General features: G+C 58.1%; 25 protein-coding genes and 2 pseudogenes. 13 read left to right on the top strand and 14 right to left on the bottom strand.

Going from position 1 to position 24,280, the window contains the following annotated elements; translation table 11 throughout:
- Window positions 1–327: 327 nt before the first annotated feature.
- Window positions 328–1,122: a hypothetical protein gene (locus TU81_RS00255; protein ID WP_151152243.1), complete on the bottom strand. Its 795-nt coding sequence runs from the start codon at window positions 1,120–1,122 to the stop codon at window positions 328–330.
- Between the two features lie 207 nt (window positions 1,123–1,329).
- Between TU81_RS00255 and TU81_RS00250 the strand changes: the two genes are divergently transcribed.
- Together TU81_RS00250 and TU81_RS00245 are read left to right on the top strand one after the other, a co-directional pair.
- A complete protein-coding gene (locus TU81_RS00250) occupies window positions 1,330–1,572 on the top strand; it encodes a DUF4224 domain-containing protein (RefSeq protein ID WP_048392542.1) in 243 nt (80 codons plus the stop codon).
- 1 nt (window position 1,573) lies between these two features.
- Window positions 1,574–2,623, top strand: a complete 1,050-nt coding sequence (locus TU81_RS00245; RefSeq protein WP_048392540.1) for a tyrosine-type recombinase/integrase — start codon at window positions 1,574–1,576, stop codon at window positions 2,621–2,623.
- A gap of 468 nt (window positions 2,624–3,091) precedes the next feature.
- Here the strand turns inward: TU81_RS00245 and TU81_RS00240 are convergent, their stop codons facing one another.
- The 3 genes and pseudogenes from TU81_RS00240 to TU81_RS00235 all read right to left on the bottom strand — a co-directional run bounded on the left by TU81_RS00240 (window position 3,092) and on the right by TU81_RS00235 (window position 6,405).
- Complete coding sequence (locus TU81_RS00240) at window positions 3,092–4,639, bottom strand: phospholipase D family protein (RefSeq protein ID WP_048393559.1); 1,548 nt, start codon at window positions 4,637–4,639, stop codon at window positions 3,092–3,094.
- Window positions 4,640–4,701: 62 nt separating this feature from the next.
- Window positions 4,702–5,022, bottom strand: a pseudogene (locus TU81_RS29160) (PLP-dependent aminotransferase family protein); the annotation flags it as partial.
- A gap of 216 nt (window positions 5,023–5,238) precedes the next feature.
- Window positions 5,239–6,405 carry an MFS transporter gene (locus TU81_RS00235; RefSeq protein ID WP_048392538.1) on the bottom strand — a complete coding sequence of 389 codons (1,167 nt, stop codon included), beginning with the start codon at window positions 6,403–6,405 and terminating at the stop codon, window positions 5,239–5,241.
- Window positions 6,406–6,499: 94 nt separating this feature from the next.
- On the opposite strand from TU81_RS00235, the gene TU81_RS00230 reads away from it, so the two are divergent.
- From TU81_RS00230 to TU81_RS00220, 4 genes and pseudogenes are all read left to right on the top strand, one after another.
- Window positions 6,500–7,393, top strand: a complete 894-nt coding sequence (locus TU81_RS00230) for a LysR family transcriptional regulator (protein ID WP_038982881.1) — start codon at window positions 6,500–6,502, stop codon at window positions 7,391–7,393.
- 840 nt (window positions 7,394–8,233) lie between these two features.
- Window positions 8,234–8,299: pseudogene (locus TU81_RS31050) on the top strand (transcriptional regulator); the annotation flags it as partial.
- Window positions 8,300–8,317: 18 nt separating this feature from the next.
- Window positions 8,318–8,518 (top strand): hypothetical protein, encoded by a 201-nt coding sequence (locus tag TU81_RS00225; protein WP_007895617.1) that lies wholly within the window; start codon window positions 8,318–8,320, stop codon window positions 8,516–8,518.
- 206 nt (window positions 8,519–8,724) lie between these two features.
- Window positions 8,725–9,204, top strand: a complete 480-nt coding sequence (locus TU81_RS00220; RefSeq protein ID WP_038982879.1) for a hypothetical protein — start codon at window positions 8,725–8,727, stop codon at window positions 9,202–9,204.
- 494 nt (window positions 9,205–9,698) lie between these two features.
- Here the strand turns inward: TU81_RS00220 and TU81_RS00210 are convergent, their stop codons facing one another.
- Window positions 9,699–10,061, bottom strand: a complete 363-nt coding sequence (locus TU81_RS00210) for a DUF6463 family protein (protein WP_038982876.1) — start codon at window positions 10,059–10,061, stop codon at window positions 9,699–9,701.
- 300 nt (window positions 10,062–10,361) lie between these two features.
- On the opposite strand from TU81_RS00210, the gene TU81_RS00205 reads away from it, so the two are divergent.
- Together TU81_RS00205 and TU81_RS00200 are read left to right on the top strand one after the other, a co-directional pair.
- Window positions 10,362–11,153, top strand: coding sequence for a LexA family transcriptional regulator (locus tag TU81_RS00205; RefSeq protein WP_082157780.1), 792 nt, complete (start codon window positions 10,362–10,364; stop codon window positions 11,151–11,153).
- Window positions 11,154–11,439: 286 nt separating this feature from the next.
- Complete coding sequence (locus TU81_RS00200; protein ID WP_038983693.1) at window positions 11,440–12,114, top strand: polysaccharide lyase family 7 protein; 675 nt, start codon at window positions 11,440–11,442, stop codon at window positions 12,112–12,114.
- Window positions 12,115–12,170: 56 nt separating this feature from the next.
- Here TU81_RS00200 and TU81_RS00195 read toward each other — a convergent pair whose 3' ends face one another.
- Window positions 12,171–12,422, bottom strand: coding sequence for a DUF3079 domain-containing protein (locus tag TU81_RS00195; RefSeq protein ID WP_038982874.1), 252 nt, complete (start codon window positions 12,420–12,422; stop codon window positions 12,171–12,173).
- A gap of 159 nt (window positions 12,423–12,581) precedes the next feature.
- On the opposite strand from TU81_RS00195, the gene TU81_RS00190 reads away from it, so the two are divergent.
- The 5 genes from TU81_RS00190 (at window position 12,582) to TU81_RS00170 (ending at window position 16,136) form a co-directional block, all read left to right on the top strand.
- A complete protein-coding gene (locus TU81_RS00190) occupies window positions 12,582–12,941 on the top strand; it encodes a hypothetical protein (protein ID WP_048392533.1) in 360 nt (119 codons plus the stop codon).
- 87 nt (window positions 12,942–13,028) lie between these two features.
- Window positions 13,029–13,559 carry an iron transporter gene (locus tag TU81_RS00185; RefSeq protein ID WP_048392530.1) on the top strand — a complete coding sequence of 177 codons (531 nt, stop codon included), beginning with the start codon at window positions 13,029–13,031 and terminating at the stop codon, window positions 13,557–13,559.
- Window positions 13,560–13,892, top strand: a complete 333-nt coding sequence (locus tag TU81_RS00180) for a cupredoxin domain-containing protein (RefSeq protein WP_038982869.1) — start codon at window positions 13,560–13,562, stop codon at window positions 13,890–13,892.
- A 22-nt stretch (window positions 13,893–13,914) separates the two neighbouring features.
- Window positions 13,915–14,769 carry an FTR1 family iron permease gene (locus TU81_RS00175; protein WP_048392527.1) on the top strand — a complete coding sequence of 285 codons (855 nt, stop codon included), beginning with the start codon at window positions 13,915–13,917 and terminating at the stop codon, window positions 14,767–14,769.
- Window positions 14,757–16,136 carry a 4Fe-4S binding protein gene (locus TU81_RS00170; protein ID WP_048392525.1) on the top strand — a complete coding sequence of 460 codons (1,380 nt, stop codon included), beginning with the start codon at window positions 14,757–14,759 and terminating at the stop codon, window positions 16,134–16,136. Before TU81_RS00175 ends, TU81_RS00170 begins: the two co-directional genes overlap by 13 nt.
- A gap of 15 nt (window positions 16,137–16,151) precedes the next feature.
- On the opposite strand, the gene TU81_RS00165 is transcribed toward TU81_RS00170, so the two are convergent.
- The 8 genes from TU81_RS00165 to narH all read right to left on the bottom strand — a co-directional run bounded on the left by TU81_RS00165 (window position 16,152) and on the right by narH (window position 24,279).
- Window positions 16,152–16,847 carry an anaerobic ribonucleoside-triphosphate reductase activating protein gene (locus TU81_RS00165; RefSeq protein WP_173667524.1) on the bottom strand — a complete coding sequence of 232 codons (696 nt, stop codon included), beginning with the start codon at window positions 16,845–16,847 and terminating at the stop codon, window positions 16,152–16,154.
- Window positions 16,844–17,011, bottom strand: coding sequence for an anaerobic ribonucleoside-triphosphate reductase (nrdD, locus tag TU81_RS30905; protein ID WP_048392521.1), 168 nt, complete (start codon window positions 17,009–17,011; stop codon window positions 16,844–16,846). Before nrdD ends, TU81_RS00165 begins: the two co-directional genes overlap by 4 nt.
- A gap of 32 nt (window positions 17,012–17,043) precedes the next feature.
- Entirely contained in the window at window positions 17,044–19,059 is a 2,016-nt protein-coding gene (locus TU81_RS00155; RefSeq protein ID WP_048392519.1) for a ribonucleoside triphosphate reductase, read from the bottom strand.
- Window positions 19,060–19,321: 262 nt separating this feature from the next.
- Window positions 19,322–20,314: a GTP 3',8-cyclase MoaA gene (gene moaA / locus TU81_RS00150; RefSeq protein ID WP_038982858.1), complete on the bottom strand. Its 993-nt coding sequence runs from the start codon at window positions 20,312–20,314 to the stop codon at window positions 19,322–19,324.
- Window positions 20,315–20,339: 25 nt separating this feature from the next.
- Window positions 20,340–21,299, bottom strand: coding sequence for a peptidylprolyl isomerase (locus TU81_RS00145; protein WP_048392512.1), 960 nt, complete (start codon window positions 21,297–21,299; stop codon window positions 20,340–20,342).
- 10 nt (window positions 21,300–21,309) lie between these two features.
- Entirely contained in the window at window positions 21,310–21,990 is a 681-nt protein-coding gene (gene narI / locus TU81_RS00140; RefSeq protein ID WP_048392509.1) for a respiratory nitrate reductase subunit gamma, read from the bottom strand.
- Window positions 21,983–22,738 (bottom strand): nitrate reductase molybdenum cofactor assembly chaperone, encoded by a 756-nt coding sequence (gene narJ / locus TU81_RS00135; RefSeq protein WP_048392506.1) that lies wholly within the window; start codon window positions 22,736–22,738, stop codon window positions 21,983–21,985. The genes narI and narJ overlap by 8 nt, the downstream gene beginning before the upstream one ends.
- A 2-nt stretch (window positions 22,739–22,740) precedes the next feature.
- Complete coding sequence (gene narH, locus TU81_RS00130) at window positions 22,741–24,279, bottom strand: nitrate reductase subunit beta (protein ID WP_038982852.1); 1,539 nt, start codon at window positions 24,277–24,279, stop codon at window positions 22,741–22,743.
- Window position 24,280 lies beyond the last annotated feature (1 nt).

Raw genomic sequence — 24,280 nt, 5'->3', positions numbered from 1 at the left:
CGAAATGGTCAGCGCAACACCCTGAAAGAGCTCGAAACTGACGGAAGATATATACCGCGAAGTCGTCGACGGTCCGGCGCTGAAAACAGCCGCCGAACAGCGGTAACTCCCTCCACCATCAAAGTCAGTCGCTATAGCGGCAAGGAATCGCTATGCCTGAAGAAATGAAGAAGGCTCGGCCAGAGCACTATCGCTACATCAACTCTATTGGGCCAGAAGGTCTTGAGGTGCACTGCATACCTACCAGGTGATCGGTGAGACTGCGCAGTGCTACTACATCGGCGGCATAATCTAGATTGTCTGGAAGAAGCCGATGCAGTACTGCGTTTATTCATTGCACTTCCCGATCGCACAGAGACCTGGCAAATAACTGGGAAGATACGCATTTCGCAACTCAGCAAGTTTTTCAGAGTTTCGAGGGACTATCGAAATCACTCCATTGAATTGGTCATCATATATACCACCTAAAACAACCAAATCACCGTATGCTGAAAGGATAGCGTATTCCCCTCCATTCATATTGACTGTTTGGTAATCACTTCTCCACTGCGCAAAACCCTGACCCGCCCCACGCACCATAAATGCTAAAAGAACTAGAACCACGGCAAGCGAAATATGGAATATCCATTTATTTCCTAAATCCAGCTTTGTTAATCCCTCCCGAAGGATTGAGCGATCAGTCAACCCCTCGGATTCCGCAGCCCGACTCAGCGCTCCTTTGAGCCCATACTTCAACCCTTTAAGTACAATAAAGGCATACTTTGAGACAGCAAAAGTTAAAGACGAGATAAATAACAGGATAAACATCCTCGAACTAAACCCTGTAATACAGACACCTATGAGTGCTATTACGGGTATAAGAAACTCCAACCCCAGCACCCTCACCTCTTTCAACGGGTCAGTCATTATCCTGAACACACCAATAGTGAATAAAAGTACGGGAATCAATACAACAACTGAGCACGCCAGAGAGACAACCATTGCTTTCAAATCAATTGAAATGAAAGAGTAGGAATAGCCAAATTCACCGGCGTAACCAACCTCGAACAACAAAGCGCCTACAAATGAAACCAAAGGAAGGACGGCCAAGAGCACGCTTTCCCTAAGAAAAAAACTATTCACCGTCACCTTCTGTGCTTTCCGTTTTGACTATCTACTCAATATACAAGCTTGCCGATGAGCGAGCGAGGATCACTCATGTCCGATTCTCAAACGGAATCCACGCCCACCGCTCGCAAGCTGCGCAAATGCAACGAGTGCCGCCGATTCCACGCCTACCGCTAACCCATTCCCCACCTTCTGCTGCCCCGCGCGGCATGGAGCATCGCTATGAAAAATGAAATTCTCTCGGACGAGGAGCTTGCAGAGCTCACCGGCTACAAGGCCAGGTCCTACCAGCGGCGCTGGCTGATTGATCGTCAATGGGTATTCGTCGAAAGTCGCGGAAAACGCCCACTGGTTGGCCGCATGTACGCCCGCATGAAGCTGGGCATGATCACGCCCACCATCGCTGACCCCAACCCCCCGCCGGCGGCACCGGCATGGACGCCCGACTTCTCACGAGTGAACTGATATGCGACCCCGCAAGGCCGAAACACGCAACTTGCCGCCCCGGATGTATCAGTGGACGCGGAAACGGAAAAGCGGAAAGGACTGGATTGCCTATTACTACCTGGACCTGACTGGTAAGGCGATCCCGCTGGGCAAAGACTTGGACCTGGCCAGGATCAAATGGGCAGAACTGGAGGCCAAGGAAAAGCCGCTCGATCTGCGCACCATGAAGGGCATCTTCGACCGGTACATCCGCGACATCGTCTCCAAAAAAGCACCGCGCACCCAGAAAGACAATCTGGCGGAGATCAAGCAGCTCCGACCGATGTTCGATAGCGCCCCCATCGACTCGATCACCCCGGCCACGATTGCCGGGTACCGGGATGCACGGACAGCGAAAGTGCGGGCTAATCGTGAGATCGCCACCCTCTCCCACATCTTCAATATCGCCCGGGAATGGGGGCTGACGACCAAGGAGAACCCCTGCCAGGGCGTGCGCAAAAACAAGGAAACGCCCAGGGACTATTACGCGAATGATGTGGTTTGGGATGCTGTTTACAAGAAGGCAGCTCAAGAGCTGAAAGACGCGATGGACCTGGCTTATCTCACCGGGCAACGGCCGGCAGATGTTCTGGTCATGAGGAAGGATGATGTCGAGGGGAAATATTTGGGCGTGCAGCAGAACAAGACACACAAGAAGCTGCGTATCCAGATGACTGACGGCGACGAGGCGAACAGCTTGGGGCTGCTGATCGCGAAGATGGCCGAGCGCAATGCCCAGCACATCTGCAGCTACCTGATTGTGAGTGCGCGCGGCAAGCGCATGACCGCGAAGATGCTTCGCGACCGGTGGGACAAGGCGCGTGAAAAGGCCAAAAAAGAGGCTGACGAGATTGGCGACACGCTGCTGGTCGAGAAAATCGGCAGCTTCCAGTTTCGTGATATCAGACCAAAAGCCGCGTCAGAAATCCTCGACGTCGGTGATGCGAGCCTGCTCTTGGGTCACACCAAGGGCGACATCACGGAACGCGTTTACCGCCGCATCGGCGCCATCGCCAAGCCATCAAAATAGCCCGAAAACCCGTTACAAAACTCAAAATTCGCCCCTTGTAGAATGCGGTCTACAGAGGGGCCGAAAAACAAAAGTACTGTAACGAAAAAGAGCTACAGGCCAAGGTTTTAGCGGCTTTAAATAGCGGTCTTGAAAACCGTCGACTGTAACAGGTCCATGAGTTCGAATCCCATCGCCTCCGCCATCTTATGTACGACAAAGCCCTGATTATTCAGGGCTTTGTCGTTTCTGGGTACGCAGCTTCTGTCACAGCGCTTCTGGATCGTTTCCGCAGCCCCCGCTGTGAGGACAGAGTGCTGTGTGTTGTTGCCATCAGGCCTGAACGAGCCAAAACGGGGTCATGAAATTCAAGTCGTTGTCGGACATATCAAGTTCCCGTGTGGCAAATACCTGCGTCATGGCCGCGGGCGCCTTGGGTCTGATGTTGTTGGCGCGGCAGCGCAATGCCTTCGAGGCGCCGGCTTCGATCTAGAGCATTTTCTCCAGGCCGATCTTGTCGCTGAGCCAGGCCTTGAAGCTGCGCCATTTACCGCCGGGCTCCTTATGCAAGGTATGCAGGCGGCCGTCGTCTTCGGTGACCCAGACGACTTCTCCGTTTTCCAGGCGGGCCTGGTAACTCACGGCTGGCACCATGCCCTCAAGCGCCAGCTTGCGCATGTAGCCGGCCAATTCAGGGCTGTCGACCAGCACCCCGACTTCAGTGTTCCACAGCACTGAACGCGGGTCGAAATTGAAAGAGCCGATGAACACCTTCTGCTTGTCCAAAATCATGGCCTTGGTGTGCAAGCTGGAGTCCGAGCCACCACTGAAGCCAAAGGAAGAACCGCCACTGGGGTCGTCCGGCTGGCGCCGCACCTCATAAAGCTTCACGCCATGTTCGAGCAGGGTCTTGCGGTAGGGCGCATAGCCGCCATGCACCGCCGGCACATCGGTGGCTTCCAGTGAGTTGGTCAACAGGCGCACATCAACACCGGCATCGGCACGCCCGAGGAGGTAGAGCATGCCCGGCTTTTGGGGCACGAAATAGGCCGAGATCATGATTAGCTCCTTACTGACGCTATCGAGCTCAGGCCGCAGTTGTGTGGCCATCAATAGCGCGCGGGCCGGTTCGTCGTCGGCCAGTACCTTGCTCGGGGCGTCCCACATCGCTTTGCTATGGGCCCAGATCAGCTGCTTTCGCCAATTCTCGAGTTGCGGTTGTGTCCGGTAGGTCATGAGGTGGTCGTACAAGGCTGTGTTCTCGATACGTGTGGTCTGGAGCGATTGTTCCAGGCGTTGGCGGCTCTTGAGCAAGTCTTCGGCTGTTGGCTTGTTGAGCAGGAAGTCACTGATCGGCTGGCTCAGGGCGCTGTTCCAGTACTGATCGAAGCTGTGGCCCAACTGCTCGGCGACCGGGCCGATGCACAGCAGGTCCATGTCGGTGAAGTTGAGATCGGGCTTGGCGTCGAAATATTCATCCCCCAGGTTGCGTCCGCCGACGATGGCTGCGCTGTTGTCGGCCAGCCACAGTTTGTTGTGCATGCGCCGGTGCTGTTGGGAAAGATTAAGCAGACGGCCCATGGTTCGGGTAACCATGGTGCTGCGCCCCAGATGCAAAGGGTTGAAGACACGGATATAGATGTTCTGGTGCACGGCCAGGGTAGCGATTACTTCTTCCTGGCCGTCGCTGGCAGTGTCATCGAGCAACATGCGTATCCGTACACCGCGATCGGCTGCCAGCAGTATTTCACGCACCAGTGCCCGGGTGCTGAGACCGTTATGCACGATGTAGTACTGCAGATCGACGCTTTTCTGCGCATTGCGGATCAACTCGGCGCGCGCCCGGAACGCTTCACTGCTGTTAGGCAGCAGGCGAAAACCCGAGCGCCCCTCATGCTGGGCGGCCTGGGCCTGGATCGAGCGCCCGAAAGCCGAATCGCTGGCGGGTATTGCCTCGCTGAAGTCGTGGGGCAAGCGCGTGGTGGCGCAGCCAGCGAGCAGCAGTGCGAGCAACATGGCGGGGAAGAACCGGGACATGGGCATGGGGCTCGTCCTCAACCTCGACGGGTGTAGTTTTGACCTCGGGAGCCCGCCAATGGTTACGACTCAGCGTCCAGTTCATCCAGCAGGCGTATGGCTGTGGCGCCGACCGTGCGCACCGCCTGTTCGATTTCCTGTGTTGCCCTGGAAGCGAAGTTCATTCGCAGACAGTTACGGTACTTGCCCGATGCCGAGAAAATGCAGCCCACGGCAATCTGCACACCTTATTCCAGTAAAGCCCGGTTTAAGCGCAGCGTGTCGAAACTTTCCGGGAGTTCCACCCAGAGCATGAAATCGCCCTGGGGCCAGCTGGCCCGAGTTCCGGTGGGGAAGTAGCGCGTGACCCAGTCGATCATCAGGTCGCGGCTGCGCTGATATTGGCCTTTACGTGATCCCACTTGATCTAGTTACTAGAACAAACACGCCGTGACGGGCAGCAATGGGCCGATTTCTGCTTGTCGTGAAGGGCTGCAGTCGACCCGAAGCTGCCGGTCAGCAATGGCTAAAATTGACCGATTGCCGCCCCTCGCCAAGGGCAGCAATTCTACCACTTGCCGCCACTCATCGATGGTAATGAACCACTCCCCTCATCTTCGTCACACCACTGCTGCTTCAATCGTTCTGGAACGCCAGGCATAAGCCAACACCATCAGCAGCCCCAGAGCAGCCATCGCCGCTCCGGCCAGGGAAATCGCCGGATAACCCAGACCAGCGTTGATCACCGCTCCGCCCAGCGCTGCGCCAATCGCGTTGCCAAAATTGAAGGCGCCAATGTTCACCGCAGAGGCAAGATTGGGCGCGTCCTTCGCTGCTTCCATGACGCGCATCTGTAGCGGCGGCACCAGGGCGAAACTGGCGATACCCCATATCAGGATGGCCAGAGCAGCCGGTACCGTCCAACGCATCAGCAGGGTGAACGCCAGCAAGACGAGAATCAGAACGCTTAGCGAGACGATCAAGGTGCGATCTATCGAGCGGTCGGCGGCCTTGCCGCCCCACATATTGCCCAGCGTCAACCCCACACCAAAAAGAACCAGCATGGCGGTGATGTAGGCGGTGGAACTATTGGTCTCGCTGCTGAGGATCGGCGCGATGTAAGTGAAGACGGTAAACATTGCGCTCGATCCGACTACGGTCAGGGCCAACGCGCCCAGCACCGGACCACGCCCCAGTACCCGAATTTCGGCCATTACACCGACGCTTTGCGGCGTCTTCAGGTTAGGCAGGGCGAACCACAACGCGGCCATGGTCACCACGCCGAGGCCGGTAATTCCCCAGAAAGCGGTGCGCCAACCGAACAGTTCACCAAACCAGGCGGCCAGCGGCACACCGCCGATGGTCGCCAGGGTCAGGCCCATGAACATCGCCGCAACCGCCCCGGCACGTTTCTCCGGGGCGACCACGCTGGCGGCGACGATGGAGCCAACGCCAAAAAATGCACCATGGTTCAGTGAGGTCACCACCCTGGCGACCATGAGGCTGTAGTAATCGGTGGCAAGAGCTGACATCAGATTACCCAAGGTGAAAATCGCCATGAGCCCGATCAGCAGATAGCGCCGGGGAATCCTGCCGGTGGTCAGGGTCATCAGCGGTGCGCCGAGCAATACGCCCAGCGCATAAGCACTGACCAGCAAACCGGCGGCGGGAATGGAAACGCCCAGATCCGCAGCGATACCCGGCAACATGCCCATGGGGGCGAATTCTGTTACGCCGATGCCAAAGGCACCGATGGCGAGTGCGACAAGTGGTGGATTGATACGCATGGAAGGCTCCTTATCTATGCCGCTAATGCTACGATCCAGTCTTTTCCGACGGTAGATAGCATTTTTGGCAATCACCTTTGCGCAGGAGGCACAAGTGGATTTCAACGGCAGGTCAGGTGAGATGAGCGTGTTCACCACCGTGGCGCAGGAAGGCAGCCTGTCGGCCGCCGCGCGTGCACTGGGCCTGACACCCTCGGCAGTCAGTCGGATCATCGCGCGTACCGAGCAACGTCTTGGCACCCGCCTGCTGTTGCGCACCACCCGAGCGATCACCTTCACTGCCGAGGGCGAAGCGTTCCTGCGCGGCGCCCGGCGTATCCTGGCCGACATGGACGAGGTCGAAGAAGCCATCGCCGACCAGGGCGTACCCAGGGGGCGATTGCGGGTCAGTGCCGCCCTTGGCCATGGGCGGCTGGCCATCGTTCCCTTGGTTGCAGCATTCAGCGCCCGTTACCCGAACATCGTCGTCGACCTCACCCTCGGCGACGAACTGGTCGACATTCTCGGCGGGCAGGCCGACGTCGCGGTCCGCTTTGGCCATCTGCCCGACAGCCCGCTGACCGCGCGCAGGATCGGCGACACCGGCCAGGTAGTGGTGGCATCGCCCGAGTATCTGCAGCGCCACGGCATCCCCCAGGAACCGGAAGACCTGTTACAGCACAACTGCCTGCGCTTCAACTTCCGGCGTGCCGAACCCAACTGGCCGTTCATCCGCGATGGAAAAGAGTTTTCCCTGAAGGTCAGCGGCAACATCGAATGCAGCAGTGGTGAAGCGCTGGCACAACTCGCGCGAGTAGGTGCCGGCATTGCACGTATCGGTGAGTTCAGCGTGAGCGAGGATCTGCAGCGCGGCGACCTGATTCCGCTGTTGGAAGCCTGGAACCCCGGGGACCAGGAACCGATTCATGCGGTGTTCGTCGGCGGGGCGGCAATGCCGGCGCGGGTGCGATTGTTCGTGGACTTCTTGCTGGAACATCACCGGATGTAAGCGGAGGCGTAAGCTGATATTTCCGGGTACTTGTGATGTTGAAGTGACCAAAACATTTTTGGGTGCACTATCAATAGATGGTTTGCCTTACTGGAACAATCGTGAGCTCTGGCATTGATGGGTCGTCCGCACGTCTTAAATGGCCGTCGTGAAAGACCGCTTCTGGCCGTTTTCTGCCCGTCACGACTGACCAGGGCTGGCTCCAAATCCCACTTCAGACTGAAGGCCGCTTTCGACCAAGCGCAGTCTCTCGGTTGCAGCTACGAAATTTAGGGCGATCCCACCCAGAACGCCAAAAAACCGGCCAAATTCGTTTCCGCAAATAAACTTCCACCCCTTGATTTCAGAGGCCTCCAGAGCATTAATTAATCTTAAGGTGTTGAAATACAAGGATTAACCTTCGAACTTGAAAACCGTCGCCTGTAACAGGTCCATGAGTTCCAATCCCATCGCCTCCGCCATATTTGTACCGACAAAGCCCTGATTATTCAGGGCTTTGTCGTTTCTGGGGTTTGGTGAAAATCTTTCCGCTCGGCATTGTGTTCCATAACTCGGCCCGTTTTATCTGCAAGCCGACATGGTGCGCTGGGGATGCTGGCCGCAGTGGACCAAGGACCGCGCCCCGCCAACGAAGTAGTCAACGAGGCCCTTGAATAGCGTTCATGATGCCTCTCGATACGGGAATACCCATATAGCACGGTGATGGAATACCGACTTGCAAGGGTATGGGAGCGCCCGTAATACTTCGCGGATGGAATTTAAAGAAAGACTCAAAGCCACCCGTCGCCATGCAGGTCTAAACCAGACCGAGCTTGCTGAGCGCGCCGGTCTCATGCAGACGATATCGTCGACGGCGACATGTACGCGATCAACCACAACGGTCAGCTCCGCGTGAAGCTGGTCTACCTGAAGAAGGGTTGATCAATGCCAAAGAAACATCAGGAAAGCAAAGCAGCGACGGCTGCTGACATTGAGCGCTCTATCCAGGCGCTGAACAAAATGGCTGAACGCCTCTGGGGCGATGGCCGGGAAGCTGAGGCGAAAGCCCTCCTCGATGCCTTGGATGCGTTAAACAGGGCGCTCGATCGGATCAGGATTGGAGAGAGCCGCAGGGTTCTTCATTGAAACGCTGCTCGAATTTTTATCCGACCTTCTCGGTGGTCTCGCTAATCTCCAGCCTTACGAAAAGCCTCGTAGGGTCTTCACCCGCGGCTTTGTTGCATTCTGCGTGCTGGTGGCTGTTTTTGAACTGATAGCGCTGAACCAGTTCTATGGCGCGCGCGGCTGAATTCTAGCTACCGATCGCCGATACATCAATTGAAATGGAATTTATGAAAAAGCTACTTCTCTCGCTCTTTATAGGCTTGCTTCTTTCAGGTTGCGCCACAGCCCCAAGCTACCAGGTGCCCGATGGCCTTTGGTACGCAGAAAAAGAAGATCCCGATCACTATCGATATCACGTTTATGTTTACTTTAAGGATGATAGTCACTTCATCTGGTGGCGAACCACGGAAACTCAGGAAGTTGTCATGAAGCGATTGGCCTACTACACCCACGACCATCCCGGGGTAGACAATCCGACCCTATACACGCGCCTGGGGGACCAATTAAAGGGCGAGCGGCACATCGTCAACCGAAGCAGTGAGGGCATTCTTCAAGCCACGGCCACTCAGACCTTTAACGGGCGCTTTGACGGCGACGAGCTGGTCATGGAGTTCGTTTCCGCCTCGGTTTGGGCCTCTGGTGACGATGCTGGCAGGGATGTGGTGCGATGGTCGATGAAGCAGCTAAAATCTCAACCCGCCAAGTGATCAGCTATCCGGCGATCACTGGATGCCATCGAAAGTGCTGAGGCTGAGCAACCCTGAGGTTGTACGGCTTCGAAAGCATACAAACAAATTAAAAGGATTTTAAATGCGATTCACCCCAGTACTACTAGCGCTTGCCCTTGCAGGTTGCGTCGGCAAGCCTCCCCAGCTTTCCGAAGGTGCTCAGGCGAGACTGGATGCGCCCATGCCCACATCTGAAAAGCAGCGCGTTTGGGAGTGCGCGGGAACGAGCAACGTAATCGAAGGCCAAAAGTTCGTTCTCAAATTGCAGGGCAGACCAGTAGATTCGGGCGGCGAAATCTGGTCGACCCGGGAACGAGCGAAGCGCTTGAGCTGCACTCAGGCAGAGATGGACGCGCCGGATATGGGGAGATGGTCGAGCCCGTCAGTGTCTCCTCGCCCGCGCTGATCGGGAAGATCTGCTAGCGGTTCGTCGTGCGCTACGGATCAGCGAAGCGAACGACTTGAACCGTTTGTCAGGCGTACAAGCCATACCCTGCCGCGATGATCAGCGGAGAAACCAGCAGCATTGCCCAGAACCCGGATCCTGGAACAGCAATGACGCAAATGATCGAGATCACAAACACATAGATTCCAACAATTTTTAGTAGCGCGAGATCGCCGACTGCTACGGCGTGAATCGCTGTCTGCCCTGCGAGCATAAAAAGCGGCCCCAGCAGGGTAAACCAGAGGGCAGTACGCCGATCTTCGTGCGCTCTGAACTGGTCAACGAAGCCAGAGTCTACAGCGGCGGCGAATGCCGTTTTGAACTTGATAATACCGAATGGAATATGGAAGACGCCCAAGGCGAACAGGGTCCATGCGACGATGTTTGACATATCTAATGTGCTCCGTAACGGGATAAGTGCCTAACGTTTGGTTAAGGGACCGGCGCTATCCGGTCCCGAGCGAGCGCAGTGAGCGGCGCATGTCAAGCTGCGCGACCGATGGCACGCCAGCCGTAAACATTTGATGGCTCACTGTGGAGCAGCCGCCTGGAGCATGCGCATGCAGGTTGTAGATCGTGCATGCGGTGTAACGGCGAGAGCCGAGCATAGCAGCAGAACTGCTGTTGTCAGTCGGAAACTACCAGCAGCACTACTTGCAGAAACATCAGCTCTGCTAATACTCTTGTCGCCATGAAAACACGCCGCCCCCTTACCCCTGAAGAAGTCGCCGACAGCACCAGGCTCAAGGCTATTTACGACCAGCGAAAGTCTTCTGCTAAAGCGGCTGGATCAAATCTCACTCAAGCGGATGTGGCTGAGGCCTGCGGATGGTCTGGCCAAAGCGCCTTCAGTCAGTACGCTACCGGCAAGGTTCCACTGAACGTCGAGGCACTTCTGAAACTGGCAAAAGCCTTGCGCTTCGATGCCAGCGAAGTGAGCCCACGCCTGATGTCGACCGTTGCCAGCGTCCAGTCTTCCGAACGCATCCAGCCAAGCGTATTGATGTCGGACATCCAGCCTTGGGATGACGACACTCCCCTGGATGACGATGAGGTCTACGTTCCCTTCTTGCGCGAAGTGGAACTGGCGGCCGGATCAGGCCGTTTCGTGATTGAGGAAAGCGACACTGCCCGGCTGCGCTTTTTCAAGAAGGACCTTCGCCATAACGGCGTTCAGTTCAGCAACGCGAAGTGCGTGGTTGTCAGCGGCAACAGCATGCTGCCAGTGCTGCGTGACGGCGCAACCGTGGGCATCAACGTCGGCAAGAGCTCACTGGGCGATATCGTTGACGGCGACATGTACGCCATCAACCACAACGGTCAGCTACGGGTGAAGCAGGTTTACCGCCTACCGACGGGCATCCGCCTGCGCAGCTTCAATCGCGACGAGCATCCGGATGAGGACTACACCTTCGCAGAGATCCAGGAGCAGCAAATCGTGATCCTGGGCCACGTGTTCTGGTGGGGGATGTTTGCCCGCTGATTGAGTCAAACCGTAGACCCGTTTTTTACCAAATGAAGCCCGCCTAGCGCGGGTTTTCTTATGTCCGTTAAAAATATTATTAGCAGTGCTATTTACTAAAATTATAAGCGCTGCTACTTTTACCTTCAAGCCAAGACAACACCACCCGCATCAAAAGTCGCGGCGCGAGCAACAGCGAAAGCATCACTTCTGCCCATTCACTGAGTGGGCAGTGGGATGTAGGCCTACATCAAACGCAAGGCTCAACTGAGCACAGGGTGACATCAAATGAAATAGGGAAATGACCATGACCGTAGACATCAGCAACTACACAATCGCTACACCGCTTCCTATCTCCGACACCAACCCCATCGCGCTTGAACTCATCGGCTGGCGGGCACTGCTTGAATGTCCGGAAGTCGTTTCGATGCTTCCAGATGGCTCGCTGCAAATGACGGCTCCGACGCTCGGCGCTTCGAGCAAAAGCACGCACCGCACCCGCTGCGAGTGGAAGGAGCCGGGTTATTGGCTGTTCGCCAGCGCTGCTGACCACTGGAACCGACAAGAAATGCGGCTGACGAAAGTCAACTCGCTGCAGAAGGTCGTGATCGGCCAGATTCATGTGCAGGGTTCAGAGCGACCACCTGTAAAAGTGTTCTGGAACAAAGGCCGCATCACCATGGGGTTCCGGTCGAGTTATCTTCAAGAAGACCCGGTGAACACGACGGTTCTGGAAAACGTGCCGCTCGGGGCACTTTTCAAAATCAACATTCACGCCAATTCGAATGGCGCGGTCTCCGTTTCGGCAAGCTGTAACGGCGTCAAATCGACCTCCGCTATCATGCGCCTCGACAACACCTGGGACACGAAAACGCTGGCCTTCCACGGCGGTGTGTACAACCAGATCGATTACTCCGACACCACCGACCCCGAAGACGGTTCGGTGTGCATCATCAGCGACCTTTCCATCACCCACGCTTGATATTGACTTGCCGGCGAAGGCGTCCTTAAGAGCGCCTTCGCCGGCAAGCCTGGCTCCTACGAAAAGCGGTTTATTCGCAGCACATCATCGGGCAGTGTTTGGAAATCATCCACCACCTTGTCTGTAGTAATGACCGCATCAAGGCCCCAGTCGCCAGGCACGTGCCAATCCTCTCCAAACATCTCCGCCGGATGCATCGTCCGTTCGGAACCATTGCCGCACGCCAGGGACTTCGCCGGACAATACAGGTCACATCCCCAACAGATCCGCTCGGGGTGCTTGGGGTTGACGGGGAAGTTCTTGGCCATGCCGATCTCCGATCATTGAGTGGCGTCGTTCCAACCTACAGCCCTTGCGCAACGCCAGCCTTGATACATATCAAGAATCGACATCAAGCGACTTCCCTCCCCCCATCGCGATCCTGCAGCTAAGCTTCCAACGGCTGAACAGACTTGGAGACGTCGCTCATGCTCAATAAAAATCCTTTCCCAAGCGTTGGGGCACCAGACCATCCAACCCTGTCGACATGGGACGATCAAAACGCCGCAACATCCATCGATGGCGACGCGTTTACCGCCCCGCCCGCCTTGACCAACGCCGAACTGGTTCACTTGCGTGTCCGGGTGATTGCCTTGGAAAACCTGGTCATCGCGCTGTTGGCAGAAGGCTCGGAACGCCAGCTCGCCATTGCCCGGGAAATGGCCGACTACATTTCCCCCAGACCCGGTTTTACCCAGCATCCATTGACCGTTCATGCGGCGGCACAGATGACCCACAGCGTTGAGCGCGCCCAGCGATTTCGCCAACGTGACGAGCCAACCGTTTAATTGCGCAAAACTTGATAACAATCATTATTGTTCGCAGCAAAGCTTCCTAGACTCGGGCTCCTACTCGTCAGTGTTCAGGAAGCTATTATGCGTACCCCTTTTTCGCTATCACTCGCCCTGGTCTTGCTCACACCACTGGCTCACGCCAAGGAATACCCGATCGGGGAACCCCAGTTGTGTCCCGGGCTGGAAGTCGGGGCGGTGTATTTGCAGCCGATAGAAATGGCACCTGCGGGGATGATGCGCGCCACCGCGGATTCCGACGTCCACCTGGAAGCTGACATTCGCGCCACCGCGGACAATCGCCAGGGCTTTCAGGAAGGCAGTTTCGTGCCCTACCTGAACGTCTCTTTCAACCTGAAAAAACACGGCAGCGACCCCGAGGTCAAAGGCGATTTTCACGCCATGGTGGCCAATGACGGTCCGCACTATGGCGACAATGTGAAGCTGCTTGGCCCCGGTAAATATCAGCTGACGTTCACCGTCCTGCCACCCGGCGGTCATGGTTCCCTCGGGCGCCACACCGATAAGGAAACCGGTGTCGCTCCCTGGTTCGAACGTTGCGAACTGCACTACGAATTCATCTACGCCGGCATCGGTAAAAAAGGCGGCTATTGAATGAAGCGCCTGCATCTTGCCTGGCTGATTGTCGCCGGAACAGTTGCACCGTTGACGGCCCATGCCGAGTTGCCGAGCTTTGAGCTGATCCTGCGCGATGGCCACTTCACGCCGGCCTTGCTGGAGGTGCCGGCCGGACAGCGCTTCAAGATCGTTCTGAAGAACGTCGGCCAAGGTCCGGCCGAGTTCGAGAGCACGCCGTTGCGGGTTGAAAAAGTCCTGTCGCCGGGTGTGACGACCTTCGTGGTCATTCACCCCCTGAGGCCCGGTCACTACCCCTTTTTCGATGAGTTCAATCCGCAATTGCCCGAAGGCGGCATCCTCGCGAAATAACCTGTCAGCGCACGGAGCTTCCATGAATCAATCAATGTTCATCGTCTGGCGCGAAAGTGTCGAGGCGTTACTGGTGATCGGTATTCTCCAGGTTTGGGCCAGCCAGCAAGGCCAACCTAATCGTCTGGTCAAATGCCTCTGGGCGGGTGTGGTGCTGGGGTTGATGCTCTCGGGCCTGCTGGCGGTGTTGATTCTGTTTGCCGGTGAGGCCATGAGCGGGTCAGCCAGTGAATGGTTCCAGGCCGCACTTGCATTGGTTGCCAGCTTGTTGATGGTGCAGATGGTGAGCTGGATGCGTCGTCACGGGCGCAGCCTCAATCACGATTTGCGACGACACGCCGATAGCCACCTGGCTCGACAAGGTGGCGCAGGTCTATTACTGCTGGCCATGCTCGCGATCAGCCGCGAAGGCAGCGAAACGGTGGTATTTCTCTATGGCGCCGGTGCCCGGTTGCGAGGTCCGCAGCTCGGTTTGTTCGCCGTCGGCGGCGTGTTGGGGCTGGTGATGTCGGCGCTGACCATTACGCTGCTGCACAGCAGTCGCCGATTCATTTCATGGCAACGATTTTTTGCCATCAGCGAAGTCATCTTGCTCATGCTCGGCGCGGCGTTGCTGGTCAGCGGCACCGAGCGAATCGGCGGCCAATTGCTCGCCCTTGATTTGCCGGACGTGGTTTACAGCCTCGTTGGCGAAGCGCTTTGGGACAGCAGCACGTTGCTGAGCGACAGCCATGGATTGGGTGGCTTCCTTGCCGGGTTCGCCGGTTATCGGGCAAGCCCCAGTGGCCTGACCTTGTTGGTGTGGGTCGGTTATTGGCTGGCCGTCGGCGGCTGGCTACGGCAACGGACTGCGGAAAACCTGCCATGCCCGACCTGAGCCGGCGCAATCGATGGCTCCAACGACTGGGCGACGGGATGCGTCGTCATGCGCCCGTCATCCGTGCAGCACAGTGGGCTGTTGTAGTGTTTTATGCGGTGCTGTTGGTGACCCCGGTGCTGTTGCCGCTACCGGACAGCCAGGCACGGATACTCGACAACCTGACCTTGCTCGCGCAGTTTCTATTCTGGGGAATCTGGTGGCCGTTCGTGTTGCTGTCGATGGTGTTCTTCGGCCGACTCTGGTGTGGCGTTCTGTGCCCGGAAGGTTCGCTCAGCGAATGGGCCAGCCATTACGGTAAAGGCCTGGGTGTGCCGCGCTGGTTGCGCTGGGGCGGCTGGCCTACCTTGGCGTTCTGCCTGACGACCCTCTACGGCCAGTTGATCAGCGTCTATGACTACGCCCAGGCCGCGCTGTTGATTCTGGGCGGTTCGACCGTCGCAGCGGTCGTCGTCGGGTTGTTGTTCGCCCGGGGCAAGCGAGTCTGGTGCCGTTACCTGTGCCCGGTCAGCGGCGTCTTCGCCCTACTCGCCCGGCTCGCCCCGGTGCACTTTCAGGTCGATGAACAACGCTGGCTAGAAAATGCCGCACCACGCCTGCCGCCGCCCAACTGCGCCCCCCTGCTCGACATCCGCCGCCTGCAAGGCGCCAGTGATTGCCACGCCTGCGGACGCTGCAGCGGGCAACGCGGGGCCGTTCAGCTGATCGCCCGCTCCAGCAATCAGGAGATTCTTCACGCGACGGCGCAGACGCTGTCCCCTTGGGATACGCGCTTGCTGCTGTTCGGCGTGATCGGTTTGGCCATGGGCGCGTTTCAGTGGACGGTCAGCCCATGGTTTGTCGCCCTCAAACAATCCCTGGCCGAGTGGCTGGTCGAACACAACCAACTCTGGGCCCTGCAGGACAATGCTCCCTGGTGGCTGCTGACCCATTACCCGCAACTCAACGACAGCTTCAGCTGGCTCGACGGTTTCAGTATCGTCGCTTACCTGAGCTTGAGTTCGATCGTGCTCGGCACGGCGTTGATGCTGCTCCTGCGCCTGACGGCCCGACTGGCGCGAGATCGCACACTGTATTGGCCCTTGGCGCTGACACTCACGCCCCTGGGGGGTGCCGGACTGTTTCTCGGGCTGTCGGCCACCACCGTCAAATTACTGCGTTATGAAGGTCTGCTGCTGGAGTGGGTGCAACCGGCCAGGGCCTGTCTGTTATTGGCCGCGATGGGCTGGAGCCTGCTACTGGGTTGGAAACGGCTGAGCCGCGAAGGTCTTTCCCAGGTGCGACGCGGGTCCGCCATCGCTTGCCTGCTCCTGGCTGAAGGCATGGTGGGATTTGGCTGGTGGTTGCAATTCTGGGGCTGGGCTTGAGTTCCCCAGCCCCCGTTACCCCCGCAACACGAAGGCTGGAAACAACTCGCGCATGGCCTCCCACAACTCTGGCAGCAACGCTTGAGCCGAAACGCTCGGCAACAGCGGATCGAACATCCGCTCGGTGCGAACCAGTTGCACGGCGAAGCGTTTGACGCCAAGCGCATTCAAGCGTTTGGCCAGGATCAGCAGACGCGCCGGTTCGAACAGATGCCAATGCACGGTGGTGCGACATTCGTAGTCGACACCACTGGCCAGCAGATGCTCGAGGCTGCGCCAGTTGGCGGTCCCGCTGCCTTCGACCCGGGTGATGGCCTGGCAATCCTCGGGCAACGCCTTGACATCGAAACCGACCCAATCCGCACCGGTCAGTGCCTTGGCGAACGCGGCCGGCTTGATGCCGGCGCTGTGCAAGCCGATGCGAAATCCCATGTCCCGCACTTCATCCATGGCGCCAAGCAAACCGTCCTGCAGAGTCGGTTCACCGCCGCTGAACACCACGGCATCAAGCAGGTCCTGACGCCGTTGCAGAAACGCCAACACCCGCCGCCAATCCACTTCGTCTGTGCCACGAGGCGGGATCAACTGCGGGTTATGGCAGTAACGACAACGCCAGGCGCAACCCTGGCAAAACAGCACGCAGGCGAGCTGTCCCGGATAGTCGATAGTGGTCAGGGGCACCATGCCCCCGACCCGAAGCATTCGACTCATTGGCGCCCGGCCAGTGCCGCGCTTTCAGTGAAGTGCACCCGCTCAAGGTGCTCCGATTGTTTGCCCGGATTGAACGCCGACACAGGACGGTGATAGCCCATCACCCGGGTCCAGACTTCGCAGCGTTGACGTTGAGCCTGGGGCAGTGTTTGCGATGCAGTCATGGTGAAGCTCCTTGCGGTTGAGTGGATCGAAATCAATGAGCGGCGCCGGCCTTCTGTTCTTGCAGCAGCAGGACCTCGTCGCATTTGGGGCAGAACTCATGTTCGCCATCGAGGTAGCCGTGCACCGGGCAGATGGAAAAGGTCGGAGTCACGGTCAGGTATGGCAGGCGGAAGCGGCCAAGGGCTTTTCGCACCAGTTGCTTGCAGGCCTCGGTCGAGGAAATTCGCTCGGCCATGTACAGGTGCAGGACCGTGCCGCCGGTGTATTTGCATTGCAGTTCGTCTTGAAGTTCCAGGGCTTCGAAGGGATCTTCGGTGTAGCCCACGGGCAGTTGCGAGGAGTTGGTGTAATACGGCGCCTGCACACTGCCGGCCTGGAGAATGTCCGGATAACGCTTGAGGTCTTCCTTGGCGAAGCGGTAAGTGGTGCCTTCTGCCGGTGTTGCTTCCAGGTTGTACATGTGACCGGTTTCTTCCTGGAAACGCAGCAACGTAGCGCGTACATGGTCGAGCATATTCAGGGCAAACTTGCGGCCCTGTTCGGTGTGCATGCCCTCCTCGTCGCCGGTGAAATTGCGCAGCATTTCATGCATACCGTTGAGGCCGATGGTGGAGAAATGGTTGCGCAGGGTCCCGAGGTAACGCTTGGTGTACGGGTACAAACCGGCATCCATGTGGTGCTGAATGACTTTGCGCTTGACCTCCAGGCTCTCCATCGCCAGTTCCATCAGTGTGTCCAGGCGCTGCAACAAACCACTGGTGTTGCCCTTGAACACATAGCCCAACCGCGCGCAGTTGATGGTCACCACGCCGAGTGACCCAGTCTGTTCCGCCGAACCGAACAAACCGCCGCCGCGCTTGAGCAACTCGCGCACATCCAGCTGTAACCGGCAGCACATCGAGCGCACCTGATTGGGCTGCAGATCCGAATTGAGGAAGTTCTGGAAGTAAGGCAAACCGTAACGCGCGGTCATCTCGAACAAGCGGTCGGCGTTTTCACTGTCCCACGGAAAATCATGGGTGATGTTGTAGGTCGGGATCGGAAAGGTGAACACTCGCCCTTTCGCATCGCCAGCCTGCATCACCTCGATGTAGGCGCGGTTGAGCAGGTCCATTTCGACTTGCAGGTCGCCATAGGCAAACGGCATTTCCTCCCCGCCGATGACGGGTATCTGCTCACGCAAATCTTGCGGGCACACCCAATCAAAGGTCAGGTTGGTGAACGGCGTCTGGGTGCCCCAGCGCGAGGGTACGTTGAGGTTGTAGATGAACTCCTGGATCGCCTGGCGCACCTCCTGATAACTCAGCTGGTCCTTGCGCACATAGGGCGCGAGGTAGGTGTCGAACGAGCTGAATGCCTGGGCACCGGCCCATTCGTTTTGCAGGGTGCCGAGGAAATTCACCATTTGCCCCAGCGCGCTGCTCAAGTGCTTCGGCGGACCGGCTTCGACACGCCCCGGCACACCGTTGAGCCCCTCGTGCAACAGAGTGCGCAGCGACCAGCCGGCGCAGTAACCGGCGAGCATGTCCAAGTCGTGCACATGCAAATCCGCCTCGCGGTGTGCCTGGCCGATGGCCTCGTTGTACACCTCGTCCAGCCAGTAATTGGCAGTGACTTTGCCCGATACGTTCAACACCAGCCCGCCCAGTGAGTAGCCCTGATTGGCGTTGGCCTGGACCCGCCAGTCTTCACGGTCCAGGTACTCGTTCATCGAAGTCGCCACTTCGACCATGGTCCGGCGGTCGCGACGCAAACGTCCGTGTTGTTCGCGGTAGACGATGTAGGCGCGCATGGCGAAGAAGAAACCGGCGTCCATCAACACCCGTTCGACACGGTCCTGGATCTGCTCGACATGCAGCCTTGGCAGTCCGTCCAGCCGAGCGAGTACCGCCTGAAGCAAACCTTCAACCTCAACCTCGGTGTACTCCCCGGTTGCCTTGCCGGCAGCGATCAATGCCTGACGGATTTTGTCGGCATCGAAGGCGACCAGACTGCCATCGCGCTTGTGCAAGCGGTTACATCCTACTGAGATCAGCGTGCTCTGCATTCGGCCTCCAGATACTACATATAGATGTTTATAGGCAAACAAACACAACATGCAGTGAAGACTACGGACAAAGGGCTGATCTGCAATTGATCGATATCAAGATTTGGCGGTGAATCTGTGACAAGCGCGGGTCCCATGTGGGAGCGGGCTTGCCCGCGATGGCGGTCTATCAGTCAACATTGATGTTGGATGTGATGGCCTCTTCGCGGGCAAGCCCGCTCCCACATGGATTGGTTGTATTTTTTGAATCGTGCAAGACAGCTCAACCGCCACTCATGTTCATGAACCGCACTATCTGCACCTCCCCTTCGGGGCTGAAGTCGTGGCGCAACGGCTTGCCGCGCAAGGCCTTCTGCACGGCATTGATCACGGGCTGATCATCCAGCGGATAACGCCGCAACAATCCTCTTAAATCCAGCGCGTCCTCCTGCCCCAGACACAGCAACAGCTTCCCTTCAACAGTCATCCGCACCCGATTACAGCTGCCACAAAAATTGTGGCTGTTGGGCGAAATGAAACCGATCCGGGTATCGGGATGGCGCTCCAGGCGCACGTAGCGCGCCGGTCCGCCGCTGTTTTCAGTGCTGTCGAGTAACCGATGCTGGCTGGCGATCAGCGCCCGCACTTCGTCGCTGGAACAAAACGATTCGCCCCGGGAACGTCCGACGTCGCCCAAGGGCATTTCTTCGATAAAGCTGATATCGATGCGCTGATCGATGGCGTATTGCACCAACGCCGGGACTTCATCGAAGTTGCGCCCTTTCATCACCACGCAGTTGAGCTTTATCCGTTCAAACCCCGCGTCCCGTGCTGCCTCAATGCCGTTGAGCACCTGATCGAGATCGCCGATGCGGGTGATCGCACGGAATTTCTGCCCGTCCAGGCTATCGAGGCTGATGTTCATACGCTTGACCCCCGCCTCCGCCAATGGCCGGGCCAGACGACCCAGTTGCGAGCCGTTGCTGGTCATTACCAGTTCGCGCAAACCGGGTAGCGCGGCGATGTTGCGGCACAGTTCGACAATGCCCGGACGAATCAGCGGTTCGCCGCCAGTCAGACGGATTTTGCGTACGCCCAACCCGACGAACAGCGTTGCCAGACGTTGCAACTCTTCCAGCGTGAGCACCTGCTGACGCGGCAGGAAGGTCATGTTTTTCGCCATGCAATACACACAGCGAAAATCACAACGGTCCGTCACCGACATCCGCAGATAATCGATCTGCCGTCCAAAGCCATCCTGCATTACAGCGTTCATCACATCTCCCGGTTTGCCTCGATGCTCACTGCACCAGCGGTGAGTCGGCGCCCTGCAAGTGGATGCCGCGAATATCCGCCGCACCGATCAGGGTTTGCAGGTACTGCACCAGCGCTTTTTGCCAGACGCCTTGCTGCAACTGCGTACGGATCGCCGTCGACACCACTTCATAGGGCAACGGCATGCCTTCGATCCGCTGATCGACACTGACCACATGCCAGCCGTAGCGACTTTCCAGCGGTTTGCTGGCCAGGCCCGGCGCCAGAGTGAACAGCTGACGCTCCAGTTCGGGCACGGTCTGGCCCTTGCTGATTTGCCCCAGGGAACCGCCTTGAGCCTTCGACGGACAGGCCGAATACTTCACGGCCAGCTCGGCGAAACTGCCGGGAAAATCTTCCAGACGTTGCAGCAGAACTTCCGCCTGATCATGCGCAACGGCGCGCGCCTCGACATCATCCGGCGCACACTCGAGCAGGATGTGCCGAACCGCCAGCAACGGTGCGCTGTGAAAGCGCCCACGATTGTTTTCGTAGTAGCGCAGACTGGTTTCCTCATCGCACTGAGGCACGTGCACCTCGCGTTCGAGCAACAAGCGCGTGGCCGCTTCTTCTTCGTTCTCGCCGGCACCGATCTCCATCGACACGCCGAGTTCGGCGATGCGCTGCTGCAACAACTCGCGGATCACCAACGCCTTGGCGGCCAGGTACACCGCTTCCTCGCGGCTTTCGGCCGGATGATATTGCAGCTCCTGGGCCATCGCTTCCGGGGTGATCGACACCTCGTTGACGCTGATGATCGGCCACTCCTGCTCGCTACTGGCGATCAACTGCGCCGGGGCGTCATCGGCAGCCGCAGGCTCAACCGGGAGTGCTTCAAACTGCGCCTCTGCGACTGGCGCGATGTCGAGAACGTCCCGGGCTTTTTTCGAAGATCCGCAGCCACCGCTGCCGCCGTTACCACCACCACATCCACATCCACCTGACATGACTGTCTCCTCAGTACTTCTGACGAACGATTTGATAACGACGCCCCAGGTACCAGATCGGTGCACTGATCATGTGTACGAGACGGGTGAAGGGGAACAGCACAAACAGGGTCAAACCGAGAAACACGTGCAGCTTGTAGGTCAGCCCGACCGGCGCGATGGCCGCCGCCGCTTCCATCGGCCGCAACAGCACGGTGTTCTGCGCCCAATCGGCGAGCATCACCATTACCGAGCCATCCATATGCGCGGTGGACGCCGCAATCGTCAGCAGACCGAGCAGCAACTGCGCCAGCAGCACCAGCAAAATCAGGATGTCCGAAGGGCTGGAGGTGGCACGTACCCGAGGGTCGGTGAGCCGCCGATTGACCAGCATCAGCAAGCCGATCAGGCACAACAAGCCGAAAAATCCACCGGACACCATCGCCAGCAACTGCTTGTTCTCAGTGCTGATCACGTGGTGATAGACCGACGCAGGCGTCAGCAGCCCAACGAAGTGCCCGGCCAGCACGAACAGCACACCGATGTGAAAGAGGTTGCTCGCCACGCGCATGCCGCGTTGGTTGAGCATCTGGCTCGAACCTGCCTTCCAGCTGTATTGCGACAGGTCGAAGCGGGCCCAGCTGCCAATCAGGCAAATGGCCAAAGCGACGTAGGGATAAATCCCGAACAACAACAGATTCCATTTAGACATTACCGACCTCCTTGGCTGGCGCGGCGGCCAACCCTTCATGCTGAAAATCCACCCAGTGCAACGGCACCGCGCTTTCTTCCCGAGCCTTGCCCGGTGCGCTTGGCAGTCCACTGCAACGGTCCTGCTGTTCGGCCTGGAGAAAGTCCACGGCCTCCTCTTCCCAGATCTTGTCGAGGGCTTCGAGGGAGTCGTCGCGCGGTTCCGCAGCCACCTGCGCTCGCAGGTCGGCGACCGCCTGATGCGGTTCGGCCCCGGCGATTTGCAGCAGCGCGCGGAAGCAACTGGCATAGGCGCTTTCGCGCTCTTCCAGGCGTGCGGCGAGCAAGGCCAGCAAGTGCGAAACATCCGCCAGGCCCTCGCGGGCCTCGATGTCTTCGCGGGTGGACAGGAACTCCAGGTACAGCGGGATATAGTCCGGCAGCTCTTTGACGCCGATGGCAAAACCGGCTTCTTCGTATTGCGCCATCATGTCGACCATCGCCTGGCCACGGTCGCGGGATTCGCCGTGCACATGTTCAAACAACAGCAGCGACAGCGAGCGACCTCGGCCGAACAGCGCACCGTAGTGCTCCTGCCCGTCCATCAGGTCATTGCCGCAGATCAGCTCGAGCAATTCGAATAACGCGCCGCGTTGCTTGGGGCTGATTTCCCGTGACTGGATAATCGCTTGCTCCAGTTCGTCGCGACCGCCAATCAGCGTCTCGGTCGGGTAATCGAGCAGCAGCGAAATCACTTTGAGAATTTGCATGCTCATTCCTCCCACAACTGGACGGTTTTCAGGATGTCGCGGCGGTTGGCTTTCTTCGCACCGAACATGTTGGTGTCGGAACTGCCGCTGCAGCCGCTGCCGAAACTGAAGCCGCAACCGGAGCGCTCGGCAAAGGCGTCACTCATGGCGTCTTCACGGTGCGCGCTCGGTACCACAAAGCGGTCTTCATAGTTGGCGATCGCCAGGTAGCGATACATCTCCTCGACCTGCGCCACGCTCAAGCCAACATCCTTGAGTACTTGCAGGTCCTGAACGCCATCGACTTGCTCGGAACGTTTGTAGGCGCGCATCGCCAGCAAGCGCTTAAGCGCACGCTTGACCGGTTTTTCATCGCCGGCGGTCAGCAGGTTGGCCAGGTACTTCAGTGGAATACGCAGGCTGTCGACGTCCGGAATCACTCCGTTCATACCGACGGTGCCGGCAGTGGCGGCGTTCTGGATCGGCGACAGCGGCGGTACGTACCAGACCATCGGCAAGGTGCGGTATTCCGGGTGCAGCGGCAGTGCCAGTTTCCAGTCGACGGCCATTTTGTAGACCGGCGAACGCTGGGCTGAATCGATCACCGACTGCGGTACGCCATCGGCCAGAGCCTGACGAATCACTGCCGGGTCGTTCGGGTCGAGGAAGATCTCCAGTTGTTTCTCGTACAGGTCCTGCTCATTGGCGGTGCTCGCCACTTCGCTGATGCGGTCGGCGTCATACAGCAGCACACCGAGGTAACGAATGCGCCCGACGCAGGTTTCGGCGCAAACAGTCGGCATCCCGGCTTCGATCCGCGGATAGCAGAAGATGCATTTCTCGGACTTGCCGCTCTTCCAGTTGAAGTAGATTTTCTTGTACGGGCAGCCGCTGATGCACATCCGCCAGCCACGGCATTTCTCCTGGTCGATCAGGACGATGCCGTCTTCTTCACGCTTGTAGATCGCCCCGCTCGGGCACGACGCGGCGCACGTCGGGTTGAGGCAGTGCTCGCACAGGCGCGGCAAATACATCATGAAAGTGTTTTCGTATTCGCCGTAAATGTCCGCCTGAATCTTGTCGAAGTTCTTGTCCTTGCGACGCTTGGCGAATTCGGTGCCGAGGATTTCTTCCCAGTTCGGGCCCCACTCGATTTTTTCCATGCGCTTGCCGGAGATCAGCGAACGCGGACGTGCAGTGGGCTGATGCTCGCCCAGCGGCGCGGTGTGCAGGTGCTGGTAATCGAAGTCGAAGGGCTCGTAGTAATCGTCGAGGCTCGGCAGATCCGGGTTGGCAAAAATGTTCGCCAACACGCGAAATTTACCGCCGATGCGCGGGTTGATCGTGCCGTTGGCGTTGCGGATCCAGCCGCCCTTCCACTTGTCCTGGTTTTCCCATTCTTTCGGGTAGCCGATCCCGGGTTTCGATTCGACGTTGTTGAACCAGGCGTATTCCATGCCTTCGCGGCTGGTCCAGACGTTTTTGCAGGTGATCGAACAGGTGTGGCAACCGATGCACTTGTCCAGGTTCAGAACCATGCCGATTTGTGAGCGAATCTTCATC

The organism is Pseudomonas lini (genome assembly GCF_001042905.1).
Taxonomy (GTDB): Bacteria; Pseudomonadota; Gammaproteobacteria; order Pseudomonadales; family Pseudomonadaceae; genus Aquipseudomonas; species Aquipseudomonas lini.
This window is presented reverse-complemented; position numbering and strand designations above follow the sequence as displayed.